Annotated in this window: 3 protein-coding genes; all 3 read right to left on the bottom strand. The window is 41.5% G+C overall.

Going from position 1 to position 2783, the window contains the following annotated elements; all coding sequences use genetic code 11:
• Positions 1–23: 23 nt before the first annotated feature.
• Positions 24–959 (bottom strand): zinc-binding alcohol dehydrogenase, encoded by a 936-nt coding sequence (locus KDK14_RS20995; RefSeq protein ID WP_257267203.1) that lies wholly within the window; start codon positions 957–959, stop codon positions 24–26.
• Positions 960–2276, bottom strand: a complete 1317-nt coding sequence (locus tag KDK14_RS20990; protein WP_257267201.1) for a hypothetical protein — start codon at positions 2274–2276, stop codon at positions 960–962. It abuts the gene before it with no gap.
• A 40-nt stretch (positions 2277–2316) separates the two neighbouring features.
• A partial coding sequence (locus KDK14_RS20985) for a glycosyltransferase (RefSeq protein WP_257267200.1) occupies positions 2317–2783 on the bottom strand: 467 nt, incomplete at its 5' end.

The raw sequence follows: 2783 nt of genomic DNA, 5'->3' as shown, positions 1-2783 counted from the left end.
CGCAATCATCAGGAACACTGAGTTTAAAATGGGAAAGTTATTTTTAGACCACTCCATACCGGATCATAGCGGCCAGGCCCGTAGGAACGGGAGATCACTACACTGATTTCTTTTTTGAAGTAATCTTCACGGGGAATATCCATTCGCACCGCACCAACCACCACCACCCGGCCTTTCTCCCGGGTTACTTCACCGCACAGTTCAATGGGCTGGTTACTGCTGGTGCCAGCACACACCAGCACGCCATCGACACCATGGCCTGATGTCAGCTCTTTACAGGCATTGATCACATCGCTACCCGGTTGCAAGCCAGTGGCACCATAAGTTTCAGAAAGCTTAACCAGCGATGGGTCAAGGTCGGTGCCAATCACATGGCAACCATTCGCACGTAACAGCTGTACAGCAATTTGCCCCAACAGGCCAAGCCCAAGTACCAGGAATGTTTCACCCAGTTTAGGCTCCGCCAGTCGTACACCCTGCAGGGCAATGGAACCCAATGTGGTGAAAGCAGCCTCTTCATCCGTCACCCCGTCAGGTATACGCACCACCAGATTCTTTGGTACCGCCGCAAACTCCGCATGGTTGGCATAACCGGCACCGCCACAGGCCACCCGATCACCGGGGCGGATACCTTCCACCAGTCCACCCACAGCTACAACCTCACCGGCAGAACTGTAACCCAGTGGGCTGGGGGCATTAAGGCGGGTACTAACCGTTTGCAGAGTTTTGCTGATGCCTTCGGTTTTCAGCTTATTAATAACCTGCTTAACCAGATCAGGCCGTGCCTGGGCTTTTTGCAGCAGGTTTTTTTTGCCCATATCGATTTTGGTTTTTTCTGTACCAGCACTGATTACAGACGCGGTGTTACGCACCAAAACAAATGAGTCTTGCAGGGCAGGTACGGGCACATCAGCAATATTGATTTCGCCGGTGCGGAGGGTTTGGGTGACTTGTTTCATTTAAACAACAGCCTTTTGAACAAGCAGTTTATATTTTCGGTTAATGGTGTATTCAATATCGGGTACTTCAACAACAGTGATAACAAGCTGCTCCCCGACCTTTTCTATTATTTCGTTTTTAATCTCAACTTTATGCTGCTGAGTAAAAGTAGGAAGAGGGACTACACGAACTTCAAGTTTGCCAACAGTATCCTGATAATATTGGAAGTTACTGATGTGGTCATATATATCGTTATGCATATTTAATGCAGTGGTAGTTACAAAACCACCATTTGATGTATATATTTTTTCCCCATCCCAGCGCCCCGTGACATTTTTAAACGTTAAACCAATATGACCACAGTCTGGGCAAGTCTCCCCAACATATTCAGCATAATCACCAGTGCGATAACGTATAAAAGGCATAACGGTATTGATAAAACCAGTGCCAACCAATTCACCTGTCTGACCAGATTGAGTAATGTTCTGTTCATTCTCATCAATAAGCTCTGCATAACCGTACAAGGGAAGAGCATGGTAGTTTTCGCAGGTTTTACCTTCACCAGCAAGAATTAGCTTTTCACTATGGCCATACCAGGTATACATTCTGATACCAAGCTCATTCTGTATTAACTCTTTATATGCTGGTAGTACGTTTTCACTTCCACATAAAAAAGCTTGAACACAGGGTAGTTTTTTACCTGTTGATAACGCCCGCTTGGCCAACTGGAAAGCAGCGCTTGGGTATGCATGAACAAAAGGAATCTGTTTGCGTTCTATGAAGTCGATAACAAAATCAAGGTATTGAGCTGACTGATTGAAATTATCAAACTGATACTCTTTCATTAGCCGATTAACAACTACTTTCTTGCCATGAAGTTTGTGGTTGCGTAAGACTGCTCGCCAGGATTTATCAACATCAAAACCAACTTTTGACCAATTGTGAGTCATCCAGAACCATTCGATGCCTTTGCGATTTTTGTTTATATAAAAAGCTAAGGGTTTTCCTGATGTGCCGCCAGTTGTAATGTAATCCGCACCTGCCTTGCTGATCAAAAAACGATTAGTTTGCAACATAATCGTTTCTTTATTAATGAAAGAAAACTGTTCAATAGATTCATTATCCGCATTATAAAAACTGGTTTTTTTAGATAAAGCAATTATTCGGCTAAGATTTAATCTTACTAAATCTTCAGTATTTTTATTGATATTGCCATTAGACGGGTAATAGTACCTAAAAAAATCCCGATATGAGCTACCAAATAAATAATACGATGGTATCAGACGGACAAAGCCACCAAGATAAGTTTCCAACAAACTTTTTATGAGTGCCAACATTATTTTGATTAGATGCGAAGTAATTAAAAAACAGAAAGTATTAGGAAAAAATTTCTCGTATGCTTGAGATTACATTTAATGCGTATGTCTCATCAAACTTTGGAAAGTTCCGGCATCGATTTCTAATCCCATCAAACTGATCTTTGGGTATATTTAATACATCTTTCAATACAATTGAAAGATTATTTGGATCGGTTACATTGAAATAAAAAGCTCCAGGATAGTCTCTCAAAACATTTTTATTCGCATCTATATCTGAAGCGATGATGATCAAGTTAGCCATCATCGCTTCTTTAAGGACAACAGGACTATTCTCGAAATGAGAAGGAAATATAAAACACCCTGCTTCGGAGAATAATTCTTTTTTTTGTTCACCAAAAACATTACCATAATATTTGATTGTATCACCAAATAGTGACGACTTAGCTTCAATTCTCTTTTCTGTTTCTTCATTATCACCTGAATCCGTAAGGTTTTGATTGCACCGGAAGAATTTTACCAATTTAA

It is taken from the genome of Endozoicomonas sp. ONNA2 (genome assembly GCF_024606365.1).
In the GTDB taxonomy this organism is placed as follows: domain Bacteria; phylum Pseudomonadota; class Gammaproteobacteria; order Pseudomonadales; family Endozoicomonadaceae; genus Endozoicomonas.
This window is presented reverse-complemented; position numbering and strand designations above follow the sequence as displayed.

Coding starts and splice junctions, on each gene's coding strand:
- KDK14_RS20990 (WP_257267201.1), bottom strand. CDS start 2,276: ATGTTGGCACTCATAAAAAGTTTGTTGGAAACTTATCTTGGTGGCTTT.
- KDK14_RS20995 (WP_257267203.1), bottom strand. CDS start 959: ATGAAACAAGTCACCCAAACCCTCCGCACCGGCGAAATCAATATTGCT.